The sequence below is a fragment of the Kitasatospora phosalacinea genome (genome assembly GCF_030268885.1).
In the GTDB taxonomy this organism is placed as follows: Bacteria; Actinomycetota; Actinomycetes; order Streptomycetales; family Streptomycetaceae; genus Kitasatospora; species Kitasatospora phosalacinea_C.
Map to the genome: position 1 here is coordinate 167,960 of NZ_BSSA01000005.1, position 19,041 is coordinate 187,000.

20 protein-coding genes are annotated in these 19,041 nt (G+C 75.8%); 13 read left to right on the top strand and 7 right to left on the bottom strand.

Features of this window, described 5'->3' with window-relative positions:
• The first annotated feature begins 7 nt into the window (after positions 1 to 7).
• Complete coding sequence (locus QSK52_RS10075; RefSeq protein WP_285735603.1) at positions 8 to 586, top strand: helix-turn-helix domain-containing protein; 579 nt, start codon at positions 8 to 10, stop codon at positions 584 to 586.
• 97 nt (positions 587 to 683) lie between these two features.
• Positions 684 to 1,553 carry a class I SAM-dependent methyltransferase gene (locus QSK52_RS10080; RefSeq protein WP_285735604.1) on the top strand — a complete coding sequence of 290 codons (870 nt, stop codon included), beginning with the start codon at positions 684 to 686 and terminating at the stop codon, positions 1,551 to 1,553.
• A gap of 20 nt (positions 1,554 to 1,573) precedes the next feature.
• Here QSK52_RS10080 and QSK52_RS10085 read toward each other — a convergent pair whose 3' ends face one another.
• Positions 1,574 to 2,212 (bottom strand): VanZ family protein, encoded by a 639-nt coding sequence (locus QSK52_RS10085; RefSeq protein WP_352230279.1) that lies wholly within the window; start codon positions 2,210 to 2,212, stop codon positions 1,574 to 1,576.
• Between the two features lie 114 nt (positions 2,213 to 2,326).
• Between QSK52_RS10085 and QSK52_RS10090 the strand changes: the two genes are divergently transcribed.
• Positions 2,327 to 2,719: a VOC family protein gene (locus QSK52_RS10090; RefSeq protein ID WP_285735605.1), complete on the top strand. Its 393-nt coding sequence runs from the start codon at positions 2,327 to 2,329 to the stop codon at positions 2,717 to 2,719.
• Positions 2,720 to 2,779: 60 nt separating this feature from the next.
• Here the strand turns inward: QSK52_RS10090 and QSK52_RS10095 are convergent, their stop codons facing one another.
• The gene (locus QSK52_RS10095; protein WP_435053209.1) at positions 2,780 to 4,960 is read right to left on the bottom strand and encodes an RICIN domain-containing protein; all 2,181 of its coding nucleotides are present in this window, start codon (positions 4,958 to 4,960) and stop codon (positions 2,780 to 2,782) included.
• Between the two features lie 32 nt (positions 4,961 to 4,992).
• Positions 4,993 to 6,438 (bottom strand): ricin-type beta-trefoil lectin domain protein, encoded by a 1,446-nt coding sequence (locus QSK52_RS10100; protein ID WP_285735606.1) that lies wholly within the window; start codon positions 6,436 to 6,438, stop codon positions 4,993 to 4,995.
• Between the two features lie 347 nt (positions 6,439 to 6,785).
• Here QSK52_RS10100 and QSK52_RS10105 point away from each other — a divergent pair, with 347 nt between their 5' ends.
• Together QSK52_RS10105 and QSK52_RS10110 are read left to right on the top strand one after the other, a co-directional pair.
• Positions 6,786 to 7,646 carry a nitroreductase/quinone reductase family protein gene (locus QSK52_RS10105; protein WP_285735607.1) on the top strand — a complete coding sequence of 287 codons (861 nt, stop codon included), beginning with the start codon at positions 6,786 to 6,788 and terminating at the stop codon, positions 7,644 to 7,646.
• A 106-nt stretch (positions 7,647 to 7,752) separates the two neighbouring features.
• A complete protein-coding gene (locus QSK52_RS10110; protein WP_285735608.1) occupies positions 7,753 to 8,238 on the top strand; it encodes a MarR family winged helix-turn-helix transcriptional regulator in 486 nt (161 codons plus the stop codon).
• On the opposite strand, the gene QSK52_RS10115 is transcribed toward QSK52_RS10110, so the two are convergent.
• The gene (locus QSK52_RS10115; RefSeq protein ID WP_285735609.1) at positions 8,235 to 9,305 is read right to left on the bottom strand and encodes a hypothetical protein; all 1,071 of its coding nucleotides are present in this window, start codon (positions 9,303 to 9,305) and stop codon (positions 8,235 to 8,237) included. The genes QSK52_RS10110 and QSK52_RS10115 overlap by 4 nt on opposite strands.
• 315 nt (positions 9,306 to 9,620) lie before the next feature.
• Complete coding sequence (locus QSK52_RS10120) at positions 9,621 to 10,532, bottom strand: acyl-CoA thioester hydrolase/BAAT C-terminal domain-containing protein (protein WP_285735610.1); 912 nt, start codon at positions 10,530 to 10,532, stop codon at positions 9,621 to 9,623.
• A 169-nt stretch (positions 10,533 to 10,701) separates the two neighbouring features.
• Between QSK52_RS10120 and QSK52_RS10125 the strand changes: the two genes are divergently transcribed.
• Together QSK52_RS10125 and QSK52_RS10130 are read left to right on the top strand one after the other, a co-directional pair.
• Positions 10,702 to 11,256, top strand: a complete 555-nt coding sequence (locus QSK52_RS10125; protein WP_285735611.1) for a hypothetical protein — start codon at positions 10,702 to 10,704, stop codon at positions 11,254 to 11,256.
• Positions 11,257 to 11,444: 188 nt separating this feature from the next.
• Positions 11,445 to 12,137: a class I SAM-dependent methyltransferase gene (locus tag QSK52_RS10130; RefSeq protein ID WP_285735612.1), complete on the top strand. Its 693-nt coding sequence runs from the start codon at positions 11,445 to 11,447 to the stop codon at positions 12,135 to 12,137.
• 126 nt (positions 12,138 to 12,263) lie between these two features.
• On the opposite strand, the gene QSK52_RS10135 is transcribed toward QSK52_RS10130, so the two are convergent.
• Entirely contained in the window at positions 12,264 to 13,091 is an 828-nt protein-coding gene (locus QSK52_RS10135) for a hypothetical protein (protein WP_285735613.1), read from the bottom strand.
• A gap of 235 nt (positions 13,092 to 13,326) precedes the next feature.
• Here QSK52_RS10135 and QSK52_RS10140 point away from each other — a divergent pair, with 235 nt between their 5' ends.
• The 3 genes from QSK52_RS10140 (at position 13,327) to QSK52_RS10150 (ending at position 15,559) form a co-directional block, all read left to right on the top strand.
• Entirely contained in the window at positions 13,327 to 14,289 is a 963-nt protein-coding gene (locus QSK52_RS10140) for a quinone oxidoreductase family protein (protein WP_285735614.1), read from the top strand.
• Positions 14,290 to 14,316: 27 nt separating this feature from the next.
• Positions 14,317 to 14,934, top strand: a complete 618-nt coding sequence (locus QSK52_RS10145) for a TetR/AcrR family transcriptional regulator (protein WP_285735615.1) — start codon at positions 14,317 to 14,319, stop codon at positions 14,932 to 14,934.
• Positions 14,935 to 15,073: 139 nt separating this feature from the next.
• Positions 15,074 to 15,559, top strand: a complete 486-nt coding sequence (locus QSK52_RS10150) for a rhodanese-like domain-containing protein (RefSeq protein ID WP_285735616.1) — start codon at positions 15,074 to 15,076, stop codon at positions 15,557 to 15,559.
• Positions 15,560 to 15,606: 47 nt separating this feature from the next.
• Here QSK52_RS10150 and QSK52_RS10155 read toward each other — a convergent pair whose 3' ends face one another.
• Positions 15,607 to 16,458, bottom strand: coding sequence for a LysR family transcriptional regulator (locus QSK52_RS10155; RefSeq protein WP_285735617.1), 852 nt, complete (start codon positions 16,456 to 16,458; stop codon positions 15,607 to 15,609).
• Positions 16,459 to 16,586: 128 nt separating this feature from the next.
• Between QSK52_RS10155 and QSK52_RS10160 the strand changes: the two genes are divergently transcribed.
• The 3 genes from QSK52_RS10160 to QSK52_RS10170 all read left to right on the top strand — a co-directional run bounded on the left by QSK52_RS10160 (position 16,587) and on the right by QSK52_RS10170 (position 19,022).
• Positions 16,587 to 16,937, top strand: coding sequence for a DoxX family protein (locus tag QSK52_RS10160; RefSeq protein ID WP_285735618.1), 351 nt, complete (start codon positions 16,587 to 16,589; stop codon positions 16,935 to 16,937).
• Between the two features lie 129 nt (positions 16,938 to 17,066).
• Positions 17,067 to 17,984 carry a GDSL-type esterase/lipase family protein gene (locus tag QSK52_RS10165; protein WP_285735619.1) on the top strand — a complete coding sequence of 306 codons (918 nt, stop codon included), beginning with the start codon at positions 17,067 to 17,069 and terminating at the stop codon, positions 17,982 to 17,984.
• A 279-nt stretch (positions 17,985 to 18,263) separates the two neighbouring features.
• A complete protein-coding gene (locus tag QSK52_RS10170) occupies positions 18,264 to 19,022 on the top strand; it encodes a GNAT family N-acetyltransferase (RefSeq protein WP_285735620.1) in 759 nt (252 codons plus the stop codon).
• Positions 19,023 to 19,041: the final 19 nt, after the last annotated feature.

Sequence of the window (19,041 nt, forward strand, 5' to 3'; positions counted from 1 at the left end):
GCCGGGTATGACGGAAGACGCCGGTGACCTGGACGGGTTGGTCCGCAAGCGGATCCGGGCGTTGCGGCTCGCGCAGGGGTGGTCGCTGGAGGAACTGGCGGCGCGGGCCAACCTCAGCCAGTCCTCGCTGAGCCGGATCGAGAACGGGCAGCGCCGCCTCGCGCTCGACCAACTCGTCACGCTGGCACGGGCGTTGGACACCACCCTGGACCAGCTGGTGGAGACCGCGGTCGAGGACGTGGTGATCACCCCGACGGTCGACGCCCAGCACGGCAGCATGCGCTGGCCGGTCAAGGGCGACCCCGGGATCAGCGTGGTGCGTCAGCGGATGACCGAGCCGCCGCCCGACAACCCGGCCCGGATGCGCGCCCACCCCGGGCGGGAGTGGCTGGTGGTGCTCTCCGGCACCGCGGTCCTGCTGCTCGGCCACCGCCGGATCCGCCTCACCACCCACCAGGCCGCCGAGTTCCCCACGATGCTGCCGCACGCCATCGGCGCGGAGGGCGGCCCGTGCGAGGTGCTCGGCATCTTCGACCGGGACGCCCGCCGCGGCCACCGGCCCGACCCGGGCCCGCGCGACCGCTGACCGGGCGGTTTGCGCCTGCGGCATGCGGGAGGGGCAAGATCTTGCGCGTTCCGGGAGGATGCGTGCCCCAGGCGCATGGCCGCCGTACGGTGGCCCCATGAGCCACCCGCACGCCCACACCCCCCACCAGCACCCGCACCAGCACCCGCACCCGGCCGAGGACGACGCCGCCCTGGCCGAGCTCCTCGACCTCGACGCCGAGGTGCTCGCCGAGCACCTCGCCGCCGTCATCGACTGGCTGCCCCTGGACACTGCGCCGCAGCGGATCGTCGACCTCGGCGCGGGCACCGGCGCCGGGACCTTCGCCCTGCTGCGCCACTTCCCCGGGGCCCGGGTCACCGCCGTCGACGCCTCGCCCGGACACCTGCTGCGCCTGCGCGAGAAGGCCGGGGCGCTGGGCCTCGCGGACCGGGTCACCACCGTGCAGGCCGACCTGGACGCCGCCGACTGGCCCGACCTCGGCACCCCCGACCTGGTCTGGGCCTCCGCCTCGGTGCACCACCTGGCCGACCCCGGGCAGGCCCTGCGCAAGGTCCGCGGACTGCTCGGCCCGGACGGCCTGCTCGCCCTGGTCGAACTGGCTGGCTTCCCGCGCTTCCTGCCGCCGGACGCCCCCGCCGAACGCCCCGGCCTGGAGGAGCGCTGCCACGCCGCGACCGACCGCCTGCACGCCGAGCAGTTGACCCACCGCGGCGCCGACTGGGGCCCGGTGCTGACCGCCGCGGGCCTCACCGTCACCGGCGAACGCACCGTCACCGTCGAGATCGCCGCCACCGGGCACCCCTCCGTCGGCCGCTACGCCCTGGCCGCCCTGCGCCGGATCCGCACCGCCGTCGCCGAACTCCTCGACCCCGCCGACCTCGCCGCCCTGGACCGCCTGCTGGACGCCGACGGGCCCGACGGCGTCGCCCTGCGCGAGGACCTCGCGGTGCGCACCGAGCGCCGGGTCTGGGCCGCCCGCCGCTGAGCGGCCCGGACCCGGCGGGGTCAGCGCCGCTCGTACAGGGCGCGGCCGATCCGGCGGCCCAGCACCAGGTGGGCGAGCAGGGCGCCGAGGGTGTTGAGCAGCACGTCGTCCACGTCGAACGCCCGGCCCTCCACCAGCAGGCCCTGCGCCGCCTCGACCGTGACCATCACCAGCGCGGTCAGCGCCGTCGCGGCCAGCACGCTGCGCAGCCGGGGGAACAGAACCGGCAGCAGCACGCCGAACGGCACGCCCAGCAGGACGTTCCCGCCGACCTGCTGCGCCGCGGCCCGGACGGCGGGCTGGTCCAGGTAACCGCGGATCGACGCGCCCAGGTGGTAGTTGGGGTGCACCAGGTTCCGCGCGCCGGGCACCGGCACCAGCGTCGCCCGGGCCAGCCCGACCGCGAACACCACGGTCAGCACCAGCCCGGCCAGCAGGACCAGCAACCGGACGGCGACGGACAACGGCCCGGAGCGGAGCAGGAACGGCTGCCCGGGCCGCTCCGCCCCCGGGGTGTCGGCGGCGGGCGCGGGCCCGGTCCGCCGGTGCCCCCAGTGCTTCCAGTGCCACCGGGAGGCGCTCCCGCCCGCCCGGCCGCCGCCGGTCCGCACCGGCTCCCCCCGCCCGGCCCCTGCCGTCCGCTCGCTGCCCACCGTCACGGTCCTCCTTCGCCTGCGCTCCGCCACCCGCCTCCGTGCCTGCGCCGGATACCCCGTGGCGGCGCCCCCACGCCCGTTCGCCCTCCGGCGGGTCGGTGGGGGAGACTCACGAGCATGGTTTCGACGGTGCAGAACGTGGCGATCGACTGTGCGGACGCGTACCGGCTGGCCCGGTTCTGGAGCGAGGTGACGGGGGGCCGGGTCGACCCGGAGTGCGGGCCGGGCGACCGGGAGACGCAGGTGCTGCTCGCGGACGGGCCGGTGCTGTACTTCCACCAGGTGCCCGAGGCCAAGACGGTCAAGAACCGGGTCCACCTGTGCCTGCGCCCGGAGGACCGCGACCGGGACGCGGAGGTGGCGCGCCTGCTGGCCCTCGGCGCGGTGCTGGTCGGCGACCACCGCGACGCGGACGGCACGGGGTGGGCGGTGCTGGCGGACCCGGAGGGCAACGAGTTCTGCGTGCTGCGCAGCGCGGCGGAGCGGTCCGCGGCGGCGGCCCGGGACTGAGAACGCGCGGCCGCCCCCTCCCGCACGGAGGGGGCGGCCGTTCTCCGGTGGGGGCCGGGCCTACGGGTACGCGACCAGGTTGGCCACGTTGGTGGTGGAGTTGGACGGCCCGCCGGTGGAGTTGATGACGTGGGCGATGGTCCCGGTGCCGCCCAGCGAGACGGTCACCATGTCGTGGAAGCGGACGGTGGAGCGGTTCGGGGCCTCGAAGGAGTGGTCCTCGACCACGGCCGGGTTGACGTTGAAGTAGGCGTAGGAGCCCAGGCCCCAGGCCTCGTGGGCGGTGACGCCGGGGGCGACCTGGTAGGCCGGGTAGCCGCGGGTGGTGCCGTTCGTCCAGGCCGCCTGGTTCGGCGGGTCGTACGGCAGCTCGTTCTGGAAGAAGTAGGTGCGGCCGCCGTTGCCGTTCCAGACCACCTGGGTCTGCTGGTAGTGCTCGACGAACAGGCCGTACATCGTGACGTCGTCGCCGTTGACGACCAGCCCGTTGGCGGCGGTGTTGCTGGTCCAGCCGACGCCGCTGCCGTGGTCCGCGCGCCACAGCCACATGTGGTCGCCGATCACGTCGTCGGAGTTGACCACCAGCGACTGGCTCGCCCGGCCGACGCCCGCGCCGCCGATCCGGAAGAACACGTCGTGCAGCGAGGTCGGGTCCGCCGAGTGGTCGGCGGAGGAGCCCGCGGCGCCGATCTGCATCAGCACCGGCGAGTTGACCGTCCCGGCGTCGATCAGCAGCCCGGCCAGCTTCACGCCGTCCACGTCCGCGACGTTCACGGCGGTGACGCCGTTGTCCGGGACGAGGGTGGCCAGGCCCAGGCCGAGCACCACGGTGTCGGGCCGGGTGACGTTCAGCGGCTGGTTCAGGTGGTAGACGCCCGGGGTGACCAGCAGGTTCCTGCCCTGGGCCAGCGCCGCGTTCATGTCGGCGGCGGTCGCGCCCGGCTTCACGACGAAGAACTGGTCGATCGGCAGCGAGCTGCCCTGCTGCGCGCCCCCCGCCCAGGTGGTGCCGGAGGTGTTGGAGCGCAGCGCCGGGACGAACACCTTGTAGGCGCCCGCGGAGTCGACGTACAGGAAGGGCTTCTCGCGCACCACCGGGGTCTGGGCCACGGTGGTGTAGGGCGGGTTGGGGAAGGAGTTGGCGGGCGCGTTGACGTCGCCGACGAACACCATGTTCCAGTTGGAGCCCGTCCAGCTGCCCCACTGCGCGTTGCGCGACAGCCACTGCTGCTGGGAGCCGGAGCGCAGCTGGCCGTCGATCTTCGAGTCGGCGATGAAGCCGCCCGAGGACCAGCCGCCGTCGTCCAGCTGCAGGTTGCCGCGCACGTGCATCCGGCGGTACGGGGCGGCCTGGGAGACCGCCCAGCGGTCGGTGCCGCCGGTCGGGTTGACCGACAGGTTCTCGGCGGAGCGCCAGAAGTTCTGCGTCGCGTTGCCCTGGAACCAGTCCGCCTCGGCGTGCACCGCGCCGTTGATCGTGACGTCGTCGGGGGAGAGGCCCAGGCCCGCGACCTGGGTGTAGAAGCCGACGTTGGCGTCCACGGCGTAGCTGCCCGGCTTGAACAGCAGGGCCTGGCGCTGGGCGCCGAACTGGTTGGACTCCTGCTGCGCGAAGACCGCGTTCAGCTTGGCCTGGATCGTGGCGGCGGGCGTCGACGGGTCGAAGACGGTCACGTTCGGCCCGAAGTCCGGCGTGCCGGGCGGGTTGGTGACGGTGCTCCCGAAGGTGAAGGACTGCGCGGCGGTGCCGTTGCAGGCGTACTGCTGCAACTGCACCGCGTCCGCGGTGGAGGCGCTCGGCACGTCCAGGCACTTGCCGCTGTTGCGGTTGACGAAGTGGTACGCGCCGCTGCTCTCGGCGACGGCCTGCCACTGCTGGTTCGAGCCGCCGCCGTACGTCCAGAGCTGGACCTTCGCGCCGTCGGCGGTGGAGACGTCGGTGACGTCCAGCACCTTCGAGGTGTCGTTCTGGTTGTTGATCCGGACGTACCCGTTGCCGAGGTCCTGGACCTGCCACTGCTGGGCGGTGGTGCCGTTGCAGGCGTACTGCTGGACGACGGTGCCGTTGGCGGTGGCGGCCGCGGCGGCGTCCACGCACTTGCCGGAGTTCTGCGCCACCAGCGTGGTCGCCCCGGTCGGGACGGCGGCCAGGGCGGACGGCGCGGGGGCCAGCAGGACGGCGGAGGAGGCCAGCAGGCCGACCGCGGCGGTCAGCGGGAGGAGTCTGGTGCTGCTGCGCACGGGTGTCGCTCCTTTCTCGGGTCGGCGGGCGGTCAGGCGGGCAGGTTCCACTGCTGGTTGGCACCGGCGAAGCAGTCCCAGACCTGCAGGCGGGTGCCGTTGGCGGAGGACGGGCCGGTGGCGTCCAGGCAGCGGCCGGAGGCCGGGTTGACCAGGGTCCTGTTCGACTGGGCCTGCCACTGCTGGGCGCCGGTGCCGTTGCAGTCGTACAGCTGGGCCTGGGTGCCGTTGGCGGTGCCGCCGGAGGTCAGGTCCAGGCACTTGCCGAGCGCCCGGATCGTGCCGTCGGTGCCGACCGTCCACTGCTGGGCGGCGGTGCCGTTGCAGTCGTACAGCTGCACGGCGGTGCCGTTGGCGGAGTTGGCGCCCGCCACGTCCACGCACTTGCCGCCGTAGCCGGTGATCTGCCCGGTGCGGCCGGTGGGGGGCGGGGTGGTGCTGCCGGTGATCGCGTTGAAGGTCCTCGCGAACTGGTACGCCGACTGCGGGGTGCCGCTGCAGCTGTCGGAGAGGGTGCCGTTGCTGGCGCAGGCCTTGTCGCGGCCGAGCGACCAGAAGGCGAGCAGCTGGATGCCCTTGGCGGCGGCGAAGCTCTCCAGGGTCTGGGCGTTGGCGGTGGTGAAGACCTCGGCCTGGGTGTCGTTGACCCCGATCATCGGGGTGTTGCCCTCCATCGCCCACAGCTGGTCGGAGGTCTTGGACGTCCAGATCTGGCCGAGCTGGGTGTGCAGGCCGTTGGCGGCGCTGATCGCGGCCTGGCCCATGTCCATCGCCGGGCCGTAGTCCATCGTCATGATGTTGACGGCGTTGACGGTCAGCCCGCGGCTCCTGGCGTTGTTCAGCAGGCTGAGCGAGTTGGCTTCGAGTCCCGAAGGGCTGACCGGCAGCGTGTAGTTGACGTCCAGGCGCTTGCCCGCGGCGGCCTGGGCCTGCTGGAGCTGGGCCAGCGCCTGGTTGCGGCGGTCGTTGGCGGCGGTGTCGTTCAGCGCGCCGCCCTCGATGTCCAGGTCGATCCTGGTCAGGTTGAGCGCGTCCACCACCCGCTTGTACTGGGCCTGGAGGGTGGAGACGCTGGTGCACGCCTGGCCCAGCTCGGTGCCCGCGGCGCCGCCGAAGCTGGCGATCACGTCGCCGCCCGCGGCCCGGTGCGCGTTGATCGCACCGGTCCAACCGGCGTCGGTGATCGGGGTGTTGCCGTTGAAGGTGGCGTTGCAGCTGCCGTCGCTGATCACGAAGGCGAGGGTGACGTACTTCAGCCCGCCGTTGGTGCGGGCGTCCGCCAGGGTGTTCGGCGAGTTCCAGGTCTCCAGGTACGGCGCCGCGTAGTGCGCCGGGAAGCCGGGACCGGCGTTGGCGGCGGCCGCGGCCCGGCCGGCGCCGGCCACCAGGAGGGCGGTGGCGGCGAGGGGCAGCGCGGCGGCGGCCGCGGCGGCGCGCAGCGGGGTGCGGGAACGGGCGCTGGAACGGGTGCGGATCAAGGCGGCTCCTCGTGGGGGAGAACGTTCACTCGTTCATGAAGTGAACGCGAAGCGATGCCTGAGGGAGCGTCCGGAGTGCTTCGGGCAGGGCGGAGCGTCCCCCTGACGGGGGATCAGTGTGGTGGTGGCCAGCGGCCCTGCCGACGTTGGTCTGGACCTTTTTCAAGACGTGAAGTTAGGGGCGTGGGCGCGGCCACGTCAACCCCCGTGCGTACAGGAGTCGAAGGACGTGTACGGAGCGGGTGGCAGTTGACCGCCGCGCCGGGGCGTGCCTAGATTGTATTTGCTTGCAAATATGAATCGGCGGCGGCACCGACGAGGCGCCGCGCACGACGGGGAGGCACACCATGGCCGAGGACTTCAACCGGCAGGTCATCGAACGGTTCCGGGCCAACGGCGGCCGGGTCGAGGGATTCCCCGACCTGCTGCTGCTGACCACCGCCGGGCGGCGCACCGGCAAGCCCCGCACCACCCCGCTCGTCTACCGCGAGGACGCCGGACGCTACCTCGTCTTCGGCTCCAACGGCGGCGCTCCGCAGCACCCGCTCTGGTACCGCAACCTGCTCGCCGCGGGCGGCGGCACCGCCGAACTCCCCGACGGACGCGGCGGAACCGTCGCCCACTCCGTCCGCCCCGTCGAACTCGACCCCGACGAACGCGCCCGCCAGTACGCCGAACAGGCCCGCCGCGTCCCCGCCTTCGCCGAGTACGCCGCCCGCGCCGACCGGAACATCCCGGTCGTCGCCCTGCACCCCCTCGACCTCTCCGGCGACCCCGCGCTGCCCGCCGCGATCGTCGCCGGACTCCGCCTCCACCACGCCGACCTCCGCCGTCAACTCGCCGACCTGCGGGACCAGTTGAACGGCGTCGCGCCCGCCCCGGCCCCCGACCCGGCCGCCCAGCTCCGCGCCCGCTGCCTCAGCTTCTGCCACGGGCTCGACATGCACCACATCCGCGAGGAGGGCGCCTTCACCGCCTTCCAGCGCCGCTACCCGCAGCTCGCCCCCGCCCTCGCCCGCCTGCGCGCCGACCACCGCACCGTCGCCGAGGCACTCGCCCGCTTCGAGGCCCACCTCGCCGCCCCCGGCGCCGACGACCCCGCCGTGCTGCGCGCCGAACTCGACCGGCTCACCGACGGGCTCGAAGCCCACTTCGCCTACGAGGAGGAGCACCTGCTCGCCGCGTCCGCCCCGCACCCGCGGCCCTGACCGGCCGTCCGGTACCGTGAGGTCCGGCCCCGCGACCGCGGGGCCGGACCTCGACGCGCACCGACCGCACCGGCCCGGGAGGGTGCACGAGCTGCCGGGAGGGCGCATGACCGGCCCGTTGGCCTCCGCCGGTTCCGCGGAGGGGCTGTCCGCGGACGACGCCGTCCGGGCGATGCTGCTGCTGATGCCCCGGGTCGCCGCCCGGGTCAAACGCACCGCCGTCCCCGAGGCACTGGCCGGGTTCCAGCTCGCGCCCCGGCACCTCTCGCTCCTCGCCTACCTGGTCTTCGACGGCCCGATGCCGGTCGGCGCCCTCGCCGAACGCCTCGAAGTCGCCCACACCACCGCCAGCCTGATGGTCGGCGACCTCACCCGCCAGGGCGTCCTGGAACGCCGCCCCGACCCCGCCGACCGGCGGCGCACCATCGTCTCGCTGACCGCCGACCCCGCCACCCGCACCGCCGTCGAACGCTGGCTCGCCAACGGCTCCGCCTCCTGGCAGGCCGCGTTCGCCCCGCTCACCCCCGCCGAACGCGCCCTGTTCGTCCGCACCATGGCCGCCTACGAGCAGGGCACCGCGGACGACGCCTAGGCTTCCCGGGACAGCTCCCACCGGTGCAGCGCGCCGCCGTCCGCCGCGACCGTGGCCCAGGTGCCGCCGCCCGCCGCGCGGACCGGGCCCGCGACCGCGGAGCCGACGGGGTAGGCGACGGCGCCCCGCAGCGTCAACTCCGGCACCGCGCCGGGCCGGACGTCCACCAGCCAGTGGCGGGCGAGCCCGCTGCCCCGGTCGGACTCGGACGTCCCCACGAGCAGGGTCTCCTCGTCCAGGAACGCCGCGTCGAAGTCCCAGTGCACCCGGGAGCCGTCGCCCGGCGGCGGGGGCACCGTGCCCTCCGCGTCCAGCTCCGCCAGCACCTTCCCGCCGTCCGCCTCCAGCAGGTACAGCGACCACTGCCCGGTGTCGACCGCCAGCAGCCGCCGCCCCGACGGGCTCGTCGCCAGCAGCACCCACTCCTCCTCGCGCCACTCCACGACCAGCTCCCGCCCGTCCCACCGCCCCCGCAGCGCGGGCGAGCCCTCCTCGCCCTGGCCGACGCTCAGCCCCATCCGGGCCGGGTCCGGATCCGGCGTGTGCAGCGAACCCGAGGCCACCGTGTCCGTCGCCGCCCGGCCCAGGACCCGCCCGGTCGCGGCGTCCAGCACCAGCCACAGCTCCTGGTCGTCCGTCAGGTCCGCGTCGCCCTCCAGCGGCCCCCGCACGTGCGCCCACAGCAGCGCGCCGTCCGCGCCGAACGCGGCCGAACCGCCGTCGGGGGAGTCGTGGTCGGGGTCGTCCGCGTAGGCCGCGAACGACGGGTGCACCTCCCCGCAGACCCAGCAGCCGTGCCGCACCTCCCACACCGTCGTCCCGTCCGCCGCCACCGCCCGCACCGCGTGCGTCCCGGTGAACACCACCAGCCCCGGCGCCACCGCCACCTCCCCGAACCGCCGCGGCCACGGCGCCGGGACGCGCACCCCGCCCACCGCCACCTCCGCGTCCCCCTGCTGCACCACCGTCCACCGCCCACCGGGCAGCACCGCCGGCCACGGCGGCGCGGCCGGGAGCGGACCGAGCGGGGCGGCGACGGTGGCGACGGGACGGGCGGTGACGGACACGGACTCTCCCCTGTGCGGACGGAAGCGCGACGGCGCCTGGCCGCCACCCTAGACGGTGCCAGGCGGGACCCACCGGGGGCGTGGGACGGTCGGCGGAACCGCCCGTCCGGGGCCTCCCGCCGTTCCAGGAGGCCCGCGGTGACCGGCCGGAGGACAGGTCGTGCCGGAGCGCCACCGAGGAGCACCACGAGGTGGACGTCGACCTCGACGCCGTCCGTCACGCGTACCACCTGCGGCCGCTCACCCGAGGGCCGTGCACGCGCCGGACCCGCACCCGGAACTCGCCGCCCTCGCCGGGGACGCCGCGGGGACCGGCTACCCGAGCGGCGGACGAGCCCCGCCCCCGGCCGGGTGCGGCAGCCCGCCGCCGAGCACCTCCAGGACGTGCGGCCAGGCCGCCGCGCCCAGCCGGGCGTCCGCCGCCGGGCTGCCGCCGTGGTCGTGGACCGGGGACGGCGGCAGCGGCGACTCGCCGGGGAACACCACCCGGTGGCCCGCCTCCGGGTCGGTGACCAGGCGGACGGGCGCCGCGGAGGTTCCGGCGGCCCCGGGGCGTCGCCGGTCCCGCAGCCGTTCGGCGAACGGCAGGGACGGCCACATCGCGTCCGCGCCGCCCGCGACCAGCAGCAGTTCGGCGCGGGTCTCCTCCACCGGGATCGCGGCCGCGGGCAGCGCCCCGGCGAACGTCCGCTCGCTGCGCTCGTACCAGCCCCGGATCGCCTGCGGGGCGCCCTCGGGCTCGGCGGCCGTCCACGTCTCGTCCATCGGGACGAACGGCAGCGGCCGCCCGCGCCACGTCCAGCAGGAGCGGAACGGGCGGTCCGCGCCGTCCGCGCCCGGGCCGACGTTGCACCACACCACGGCGGTGGGCGCCAGCGCCACCACCGCGTCCACCCGCGGGTCGTGCACCGCCGTCAGCAGGGACGCCTCCGCGCCCTTCGACGTGCCGAGGAACCCGACCCGGCGCACCCCGTCCGCCCGCAGCAGGTCGACCGCGGCGGTGAAGGTCTCCAACGGGACCTCGCAGACCCCCGGCGGCTGCCCCGGCCCGCCGAACCAGCGGAACGCCAGCACCTCGAACCCCGCCGCGGCCAGCACCCGGGCCCGGGCCCGCTCCACCCGTCCGCTCGACCCCGACAGCACCACCACCCCGGCCGCACCGCCCCCCACCGGCCCGCACCGCACGCCCTCCCAGGGCCCCGCCACCGCACGCTCGACGATCTCCACCCGCTGCTCCCTCCCCGTCGGATCCCCTCACTCTCCCACGAGCCCCCGGCCCGACCGGACCGCCAACCGGCCCCGCCCTCCGGCCCCGCCCACCGGGCCCTTGTCACGGTTCGCCCACAGAGCTGCCACTCCCGCTACCCGGGACGGCCGACGGACCTACCCTGGCACCGTGACGGGAACCGGGGAGGAACCCGCCGTCCGCGCGGAGCGGTTGCGGCGGGAACGGGAGTGGGTCGAGGCACTGGAGAAGCGGATCCAGGAGCGGAACGCGGTGGAGCGGGCCCGCCGCCTGGCCGAGGCGCAGCAGGCGGAACGCGACTCCTGGGCGGACGGGGAGCGCGGCGGGGCGGGCAGCCACACCGAGGTCACCGGACCGGACGGCGTACCGGTGCGGATCGCCGTGGTCCGGCTCAGCCGCGGCGACGCCGTCGCCAGGGCCTTCCAACCGTCCCACGGGCCGTCCGACTTCTCGGGCGGCGCAGAGGTGCTCCTCCTCGTCGTCCCGTACCTCCTCCTGCTCGGCCTCTACCGCGCCACCCGCCGGCTGGTCCGCGAGCTCCGGGGCCGCCCCCGCTGGGCCGTCGTCGCCGCCGTCGGACCCACCGGCCGACCCGCCGCCGTCCTGTACGGCCGGGACGAGGAGCCGGTCATCCGCGCCGCGACCGCCCTGGCCGAGCGGGTGGAACAGCGGGGCGCGGCGGCCGTGCCCCCGCCGCTGCCGTGACGGGCGGCGCGTCGACGAGGAGGCCGGGCCGTCGAGTTCCACGAGTTCACGGCCCGGGGCCCGACCGGCTCCTGAACCCGTCGGGCCCTTCGGCTGAACCCCTCGGCTGAAGGCTGAACCCCTCGGCGTCCGGCCGCGGTCGGTGGCTCCCGTACCGGACGGGGCCGGGCTGTGGCAGGGTCGTGCGCATGCCTTTCGACCACAACGACCACTACCACCGCCTCCTGCTGCGCCAGTTGCCCCCCGGCTGCCGCACCGCGCTGGACGTCGGCTGCGGGACGGGCCGGTTCGCCCGGCGGCTGGCGGCGCGGGGGATCGTGGTGGACGCGGTCGACCCCGCGGCGGAAGCGGTCGCGGCGGCCCGGGAGTTGACGGCCCGGGAGCTGTCGACTCGGGAGTTGACGGCCGCCGCCGGGGCGGGGGAGCGGCCGCGGTTCCGGCAGGCGGACGTCACCCAGGTCGAACTGCCGCGCGGGCACTACGACTTCGTCTCCTGCCTGGCGAGCCTCCACCACATGCCGTTCGACACCGTCCGGGCGCTGCGGGAGTCGTTGGCGCCGGGCGGGGTGCTGGTGGTGCTCGGCTGCTACCCGGAGCGCTCGCGGACGGACTGGGCGTGGAGCCTGGCCGCGGTGCCCGTCAACGCGGCCGCGCGGGTGGCGGTCGCGCTCGCGGAGCGGGTGCGGGGCGGGCGGCCGGCCGGTCCGGGGGCGGTGCGGGCGCCGGTGGCCCCGCCGCGGATGAGCTACGCCGAGACGCGGCGGGAGGCGGCCGTGCTGCTGCCGGGCTGCCGGATGCGGCGGCTGCTGTTCTGGCGGTACCTGCTGGTCCACCGCGCCCCGGACGGTGCGGGCGCCCCCGGCGGCGCCGGGGGGAACTGAGGCCGCGGCGGGGCGGCGACGGGCGCCGTGACCGGCCCGGCCGCGGGCGCGATCAGCGGGTGGCGGACGACCGGCGGACGTACGGGGCGCAGGACTCCTCCGTGCGCAGGGAGCGCCCGGGCGGGCTCAGGAGCACGGGCCCAGCGCCCCGAACAGCGTGTCGATCCGCAGCCCCAGCTCGGCGTCGGTCGCCCCCGTGACGACGACCCGGACGAGGTCCGCGTCCCGGGTGACGTTCGCCAGGCGGACGCGGAGCGACCCGCTCGCCGCCCGGACCGGGTGGGTGTCCCACGTGCCGGGGTCGTCCTCGTCGGTGCTCCGGACGTGCGCGGCGGCGGCATCCCAGTCCGTTGCCGTGAAGTCGCGCGCGTACTCGGCCAGCAGGTGCAGGAACGCGGCCAGGCTCCGGCGCCGGACCAGGCCGTCCAGGTCGTGGTCCGGCGGCTCGGAGCCGGGGGGAGGGCCCGGGCGGAGCGCACCGCTCACCGGGTGCTCGTCGCGGACGAACGTGCGCAGGCGCACGGAGAGGTCGAGCCGGCGGCAGGCGGTCTCGGGGTCGTAGGCCGCGGTGGGCAGTTGGGGCACCCGCTTGCGGCCCGTCCCGTCCAGGCGGTACGGCTCCTCGAACGCGCGCTCCCACCGGTCGAGGGCGGGCGTGAACCGCTCGCGCGCGTCGGCCGGGTCGGTGCCCAGGTAGTGGGCGATCTGCTCCCACGAGCTGCCGCGCTCGCGTTCGAAGACCACCGCCCTGGTGAGCAGCCGGTCGGCGACCGCCCGCAGCCCGGCGGCCTCGCTGACCCGCCCGCCCGGGCCCGTCTGGTCGTCGAAGCGGGTGATCGCCAGGTTCGACGCCGCACCGGCGAGGTCGACGCCGGTGTCGCTCAGCGCCAGGCGCGCCAGTGCCGCCCGGGTGAAGGCACTGCGCTCGGCGTCGTAGGGCGTGGACTCCGTCACCCCGGGTGCTCCCGTCTGCCACCGTCTCGCGGCCCGGCGGTCTGGTCCGCCGGACGGTGCGGTGCGCCGGACAGTGTGGTGCGCCGGGCCCGCGAACTCCAGCGGTTTTCCGGCCCGACGGGGTGCCGGCCCCGTGCGGGCAGCCGTTTTCTGGACTTGCCGGTCCATTTTTCGCTGCCTAGCGTGCTGGACGTGCCCGGGCGGAACCGGGCCCGAGCAGGAAGGCGCAGAGCCCATGCACGCGATCCGGATCGAAGCGCACGGCGGCCCCGAGACCATGCGCTGGACCGAACTCCCCGACCCCGTGCCCGGCCCCGGGGAGGTGCTGGTGCGGGTGGGGGCGGCCGGAGTCAACTACATGGACGTCGGCGTCCGTTCCCGGCCCTGGCACGGCTGGACGCTGCCGCTGGTGCCGGGCGTCGAGGGGGCGGGGTACGTCGTCGCCCTCGGCGCGGGCGTCACGGGTCCGGTCGTCGGGCAGCGGGTGGCCTGGTTCTACCACCCCGGCAGCTACGCCGAGCTGGTGGCCGTCCCGGCCGACGCGCTGGTCGAGGTGCCCGACGAGGTGCCGGACGAGGTCGCGGGCGGCCTGCTGATGCAGGGCCTGACCGCCAACCACCTCACCACCGAGACCTACCCCGTCGCCCCCGGCAGCACCGCCGTCGTGCACGCCGCGGCGGGCGGCGTGGGCCGGCTGCTGACCCAGCTGGTGAAAGCCCGCGGCGGCCGGGTGATCGGCCTGGTCTCCCGGCCGGAGAAGGCGGCGGTGGCGGCGGAGGCCGGGGCCGACCACGTGCTGGTGCACTCCGGCGCCGGATTCGAGCAGGAGGTCCACGAGCTCACCGGCGGACGCGGGGCCGACGTGGTCTACGACGGCGGCGGCGCCGAGACCTTCCGCTCCTCCCAGCTCGCGCTGCGCCCGCACGGCGTGCACGCCTACTACGGCCCGTTCATGGGCGTCCCGACGCTGCGGCCCACCGACCTGCCCCACAGCATCCTGCTCAGCTACCCGGTCGTGCACCATCACGTCGCCACCCGGGAAGCCCTGGTGCGGCGCTCCGGCGAGGTGTTCGACCTGGTCCGGCGCGGGCAGCTGGTCCAGCGGGTCACCGGCCGGTACCCGCTCGCCGAGGCCGCCCGCGCGCACGCCGACCTGGAATCCCGCCGCACCACCGGCAAGCTGGTCCTGCTGCCCTGACCGACCCGTCACCTCCGGAGGAGAACCGTGCCGCTCACCCCCAAGGGCGCCGCCACCAGGCAGCGCATCGTCGAGGGCGCCGCCGAACAGATCCGCGAGCACGGCGTGTTCGGGGCCCGGCTGGAGGACGTGATGGCCCGCACCGCGACCAGCAAGAGCCAGCTCTTCCACTACTTCCCCGGCGGGAAGGACGACCTGCTGCTCGCCGTCGCCCGGTACGAGGCGGACCGGGTGATCGAGGACCAGCAACCCGAACTGGGCGCCCTCACCTCCTGGGGAGCCTGGTGGCAGTGGCGCGACAAGCTCCTCGCCCGCTACCGCGCCCAGGGCGCGAACTGCCCGCTGCACACCGCACTCGCCCAGCTCGGCCGGGCCACCGACGCGGCCCGGACGGTGACCTGCGAACTGCTCGCCCAGTGGCAGCGCCAACTCGCCGCGGGCATCCGCCACCTGCAGGCCGACGGCGCGACCGACCCGCGACTGGACGCCGACCGGGAGGCCGCCGCCCTGGTGGCCGGGATCCAGGGCGGCGTGCTGATCCTGATGGCCACCGGCACCACCACCCACCTGGAGGCCGCCCTGGACAGCGGCCTCGCCCGCCTGCGCGGCCCCGCCGCGGACCGGGCGGGGCTGGCGGGATCTTGACGGCCGTAGGCGCTCACGCCACTCGTGGGGCGGGGGCGCGGGGCGCGAGACTGGAGCCGTCGCCGACCGGGGCCACCGCAACAACGGGCCCGCCGGTCGCCGCAACCCCCGCACCGCACCGCCGGAAAGAGGCACCACCATGTCCGCCACCGCCACTGCCACCGTCACCAGCGCCGTCCTGAGCGTCCCCGCCGCCGCCCCGGCCGAGGCCGCCGCCCACTACGCGGCCCGGCTCGCCTTCGAGGCCGACGTCTCCGACGTCCACGCCGACCTGACCTCCGGCGTGCCCGGCATCGTGGTGATCGACACCCGCAGCAAGGCCGCCTGGGACCAGGGGCACATCCCCGGCGCCGTCCACCTCCCCACCGCGCGGATCGCCGAACTCGCGCCGGGGACGATCGACCCGTCCCTGACCGTGGTCACCTACTGCTGGGGCCCCGGCTGCAACGGCGCCACCCGCGCGGCGCTGGCCTTCGCCCGCCTCGGCTACCGGGTCAAGGAGATGCTCGGCGGCTTCGAGTACTGGGCCCGCGAGGGCTTCGCGTACGACACCGCCGCGGGCAGCGAGCAGCGCCCGATCGACGACCTGACCGCCCCGCGCTCGGGCATCTCCTGCGCCTGCTGAGCCCGAGCCTGCCGCGCCTGCGGAACCCGCCGTCCCCGCACGGGAGTTCAGGCGCGGTACGCGGCGGTCGCCGTCTCGACGAAGGCCCGCACCAGCGGGTCGGAGCCGCCCGCGTTCCAGGCCACCACCACCCGGCTCGGCTCCAGGCCGTCCAGCGGGACCACCGCCAGCCCGGCGGGCAGCTCGTGCCCGAGCGGTGCCAGGCCGACCGTGCCGTTCCACAGCACCGCCTGCAGGCACTCCTGCACGCCGCGCACCACCGGCCCCTCGCGCTCGACGCCGCCGTGCCAGTACGCCTGCCAGCGCGGGTCGGTGCCCGGCGGGAACCTGAACCAGCGCCGGTCGGCCAGCTCGTCCAGCCGCAGCCGCTCGCGGCGGGCCAGCCGGTCGTCCGCGCGCACCACCACCCCCACCGGATCGGCCCGCAGCGTGCGCACCTCCAGGCCGGATCCGTCGAACGGCGCCCGGGTCAGCGCCACGTCGACCAGCCCGGCGCGCAGCCCGCAGGTCGGGTCGGTCAGGTCGGTCTCCCGCACCCGGACGTCCACGTCCGGGCGGCTGCGGCGGAAGGCGGCCGCCGACCGGAGCACGCCCGGGTCGGTGCCGTCGCCCAGGATGCCGACGGTGAGGCCCGCCCGCCCGGCCGCCGCGCCCACCCGCAGTCGGGCCCGCTCGGCGCCCGCCAGCAGCGCCCGGGCCTCCGCCAGCAGCACCGCGCCCGCCGGGGTCAGCGCGACGCCCGCGGGCGAGCGCACCAGCAGCAGGGCGCCGAGGTCGGCCTCCAACTGCCGCACCGCCCGGCTCAGCGGCGGCTGGCTGATGTGCAGGCGGCGGGCGGCCCGGCCGAAGTGCCGTTCCTCGGCGACCGCCACGAAGTAGCGCAGGGTCCGTAGCTCCACGCTGCGACGATACCCAGCCGGTATCGGCCGCACGGAACCGGTCTTGGACAGCCGCCCGGCCCCGGCGGTGGACTCGTCGGTGGCGCCACCGGCGCCCACGCCCACGCACCGACGGGAAGCACGCAGCCATGAGCACCGCCCACTGGATCCTCGCCGTCCCGCTCGCCCTCTTCTACCTCTACGCGGGCGCCCTCAAGGTGCTCCGCAGCCCCGACCGGCTCCGCCCGATGATGGCCTGGGTGGACCGCGTCCCGCTCCCCGCCCTCCGCACCCTGGGCGTCCTCGAACTCCTCGGCGCGCTCGGCCTCCTGGTGCCCGACGCCCTCGCCCCCTGGCCCGCCCCCGCCGCGGCGGCCGGCCTGGTCCTCCTCCAGCTCGGCGCGATCCCGGTCCACCTGACCGGCGGCGACCGCCGCATCGGCCTCAACCTCGCCCTCCTCGTGGCCGCCGCCGCGGCCCTGTGGCTGTCCGTCGCCTGACCGGGGACGGTGCCCCCCGCACCTGTTCCGGCCCCGCCCACGATCCGCGGAACGCGCCGTCGTACCGTTCAGGGGTCCACCGTCGAGGACGCGCCCGCGCGCACCCTGCACCCGAAGGACCCCACCTCCGTGAACGAGCCCCGCCCGCACGCCCTGTTCTCCTTCGGCACCCTGCTGGACGAACGCGTCCAGCAGGCCCTCTTCGGACAGGCCGTTCCCCGGACGCCGGACGCGCTCGCCGGACACGCGACCCGCTCCCTCCGGATCACCGACCCCGAGGTGGTCGCCACCAGCGGCCTCGACGTCCACCTCACGCTGGAGCGCCGGATCGGCGCCGAGGTCCGGGGCGCCGTCCTGCACCTCACCGACGCCGACCTGGCCGCCGCCGACGCCTACGAGGTCGACGACTACGTCCGCCGCCGGGTGCGACTCTCCTCGGGCGCGAGCGCCTGGGCCTACCTCGACGCGCGACCGCTGCGCCCCGCCTCCCGCATCGTGATCGTCGGCGACAGCATCGCCTACGGCCGCTGCGACCCGCGGGGCGGCTGGGCGGCCCGCCTGGCCGCCGGACACATCGCCCGCAACGAGACCGACCACCGGGTCTTCAACCTCGCCGTTCCCGGCGCCACCCTCGCCGAGGTCGCCGAGCAGACCCCCGCCCTGCTGCCGGCCCGCCTCCCCGACACCCTCGTGGTCGCGGCGGGCATCAACGACGCGGCCGCGGTCGGCGACGGACCGGCCCGGTGGGAGGAGAGCCTGGACGCCCTGGCGGCGACGGCCCGGGCCCACGGCGCGCGGCTGGTCGTCGTCGGGCCCCTCTGGCTCGACGAGGAACGCGCCCCCCGCTACGACGGCCTGTCCTTCACCCGCGCACGCGCTTCGGCCCTCCGCGAGGGCCTGCGCGCCTGGACCACCGCGCACCACGTCGACCACCTCGACCTGTGGGAACCGCTGCGCGACCGCCCCGACCTCCTCGCCGACGGCCTGCACCCCACGCCCGAGGGGCACGACCTGCTCCACCGTCACCTCGTGGACGTCGCCGGGTGAGTGCCCCGGTGCCGCCCGGACCCCGCGCGGCCCGGGCGGCCCGGGCGGCACGTCGGACGCGGTCGGCGGGACCGTGGAGCGGAGCCGTAAATCGTTTGGACGGGGGAGCGGGGGTTGGTACTGTTCGGATCGCCGTGAACGGAAGCGAGGAGGTGAGTTCCCCCATGAGAGCTGGATCGAGGCGGGTGCTCCCCCCTTCCCCCACGGTGTAACGACTGACACAGGTGTCGTCGGGAGCGCCCGCGTGAGAACGCAAGCACTCCTGAGAGGCGAGAGCCGATGAACGACACCGTGCAGATCATCCGGGTCGACGAGACCCAGTGGCAGGCCCTGTCCGACGACGTGGTCGTCGGCGAGGCGGACCTGTCCCGGCGCCCCGACGGGCGCCGCTTCGTGAGCATCGACGTGTGGGACGACGCGGCCTTCGCGCCGCTGGCCACCGCGATGCTCGCCGCCCTGCCCGCGCCCCTGCACACCCTGGTCGCGGGGGAGGACACCGAGTCGGCCGCCCGCTGGGGCCGGGCCGGGTTCGTCGCCGAACGGCGGGAGTGGGAGTACGTCCTGCCCACCGCCGTGGCGGACCCCCGCCCCGCCCCCGGGGTCACCGTGCTGCCCGCCGGAACGGCCGACGAGGCCGAACTCCGGCTGCTGGACCGGGAGATCCGGGCCGAGGTCGAGGCCGCCTCCGGCTGGCACACCATGCCCGCGGAGGTTCGACCCGGCCCACCGGGGGACACTCTGATCGACCCGTCCCTGTACGCCGTCGCCGTCCACGAGGGCCGGTACGCGGGCCTGATCCGCGTGGTCCGCGCCCGGGGCCGAGGCCCCGCCCGGATCGGCCTGCTCGCGGTCCGCGCCGCCCACCAGCGGCACGGCCTCGGCCGCTCCCTGCTCGCCCACGCCCTGCACGCCCTGCACGAAACCGGCACCACCTCGGCCCGGGCCGAGGTCGACTGGTCCCGCACCGCCGCCACCACCCTCCTGGAGGACTTCGGCGCCGAACGGACCGGCCACCTCCTGCACCTGGTCCACCCCTGACGGACACTCCTGCCAGACA

Coding starts and splice junctions, on each gene's coding strand:
- QSK52_RS10075 (WP_285735603.1), top strand. CDS start 8: ATGACGGAAGACGCCGGTGACCTGGACGGGTTGGTCCGCAAGCGGATC.
- QSK52_RS10080 (WP_285735604.1), top strand. CDS start 684: ATGAGCCACCCGCACGCCCACACCCCCCACCAGCACCCGCACCAGCAC.
- QSK52_RS10090 (WP_285735605.1), top strand. CDS start 2,327: ATGGTTTCGACGGTGCAGAACGTGGCGATCGACTGTGCGGACGCGTAC.
- QSK52_RS10105 (WP_285735607.1), top strand. CDS start 6,786: ATGGCCGAGGACTTCAACCGGCAGGTCATCGAACGGTTCCGGGCCAAC.
- QSK52_RS10110 (WP_285735608.1), top strand. CDS start 7,753: ATGACCGGCCCGTTGGCCTCCGCCGGTTCCGCGGAGGGGCTGTCCGCG.
- QSK52_RS10130 (WP_285735612.1), top strand. CDS start 11,445: ATGCCTTTCGACCACAACGACCACTACCACCGCCTCCTGCTGCGCCAG.
- QSK52_RS10140 (WP_285735614.1), top strand. CDS start 13,327: ATGCACGCGATCCGGATCGAAGCGCACGGCGGCCCCGAGACCATGCGC.
- QSK52_RS10150 (WP_285735616.1), top strand. CDS start 15,074: ATGTCCGCCACCGCCACTGCCACCGTCACCAGCGCCGTCCTGAGCGTC.
- QSK52_RS10160 (WP_285735618.1), top strand. CDS start 16,587: ATGAGCACCGCCCACTGGATCCTCGCCGTCCCGCTCGCCCTCTTCTAC.
- QSK52_RS10170 (WP_285735620.1), top strand. CDS start 18,264: ATGAACGACACCGTGCAGATCATCCGGGTCGACGAGACCCAGTGGCAG.